1 protein-coding gene is annotated in these 1,563 nt (G+C 38.0%); it reads right to left on the bottom strand.

Annotation, left to right across the window (positions count from 1 at the left end; translation table 11 throughout):
- Positions 1–164: 164 nt before the first annotated feature.
- A complete protein-coding gene (gene ilvA / locus ABD814_RS09440; protein WP_344912536.1) occupies positions 165–1,424 on the bottom strand; it encodes a threonine ammonia-lyase IlvA in 1,260 nt (419 codons plus the stop codon).
- Positions 1,425–1,563 lie beyond the last annotated feature (139 nt).

Below are 1,563 nucleotides of genomic sequence, written 5' to 3'. Positions count from 1 at the left end.
AAAAAGTGCTGATTTGTTTGATAAAATCAACACTTTCAATACTATTTGTCATTTGGAACTACGAAAGTCAGGACAATAATATCAGCAATACAAATTTAATGCTATTTTGTGATCACAACATAAAAATAAGGTGGGTGTTGTAGAACACCGCACCTGATCACTGATTAGATTAAAAAGTGAAACAAATCTTCATCTTTATTTAATTCAATATATGAAAATTCATGTTTATGCATGCGATCAATCAATGGTTGATAATCTTTCTTGTCTTGCAACTCGATGCCCACGAGAACCGGTCCACGATCGCGATTATTTTTCTTCGTATATTCAAACCGCGTAATATCATCATTTTCACCAAGAACAAGTGTAAGAAATTCCCTAAGTGCACCTGCACGCTGAGGGAAATTAACGATAAAATAGTGCTTTAATCCTTGATATATCAGTGCTCGCTCTTTAATATCCTGCATACGATCAATATCATTATTCCCACCACTAACAATGACAACAACATTTTTTCCGACAATCTCATCCTTAAAATCATCTAATGCTGTTACAGGTAACGCACCTGCAGGCTCCGCTACAATTGCATTTTCATTATAAAGATCTAAAATCGTATTGCAAACTTTCCCTTCAGGAATGGTGGCAAATTGATCAACGACTTTTTTTGCAATGGCAAAAGGTAAATCACCAATTTGTTTCACACTTGCACCATCAACAAACTTGTCTACTTCATCAAGTTTAACAACTTGGTTTTCTGTCAATGCCGCTTGCATTGAAGCAGCACCAGCAGGCTCAACCCCAACTACCTGTGTTTCAGGGCTAATTTCCTTTATGTAAGAGCCAACGCCAGAGATTAGTCCACCACCACCCACTGCCATAAAAACATGTGAAATTGGCTCATCCATATCTTCTAAAATCTCCAAGCCGATCGTACCTTGGCCTACAATCGTCCGATAATCATCAAATGGATGCACAAATGTCATGCCATGCTTTTCGCAGTATGCTTTCGATTCATCAGATGCATCATCATAAGTATCACCAGTTAAAATAATATCAACATAGTTACCGCCAAAAAAGGCGACTCGGTCAACTTTTTGTCTTGGCGTCGTTGCAGGCATGAAAATCGTACCTTTCACTTTCATCGCTTGACATGAATAGGCAACACCTTGTGCATGATTACCTGCACTTGCACAAACAACACCGCGCTTAAGCTCTTCCTTTGTTAAGCTTTGCATGAAATTATATGCTCCACGAATTTTAAAGGAGCGAACATCTTGTAGATCTTCCCTCTTTAAATAGACATTACAATTATAACGATCTGACAAAATAACATCTTTTTGTAGGGGTGTGCGTTTAACGACATCTTTAATTCTTTGATAGGCAATCATGATGTCTTTTATATCAACTGACTGTAATGATTCATTCATAGTTAAAAATCCCTTCTGCTTATAAATACCCCATTTATCATTCGATTTGATAAACAGTTCGAATCGAATTGAGATAGGGGGAGGTGACTAACCTCCGTCCCTCTCACACCACCGTACATACGGTTCTCGTATACGGCGG

It is taken from the genome of Amphibacillus indicireducens (genome assembly GCF_039539605.1).
Lineage (GTDB): Bacteria > Bacillota > Bacilli > Bacillales > Amphibacillaceae > Amphibacillus > Amphibacillus indicireducens.
The sequence above is the reverse complement of the archived record's forward strand: the minus strand, read 5'-3'. Positions and strand labels throughout refer to the sequence as shown.

Coding starts and splice junctions, on each gene's coding strand:
- ilvA (WP_344912536.1), bottom strand. CDS start 1,424: ATGAATGAATCATTACAGTCAGTTGATATAAAAGACATCATGATTGCC.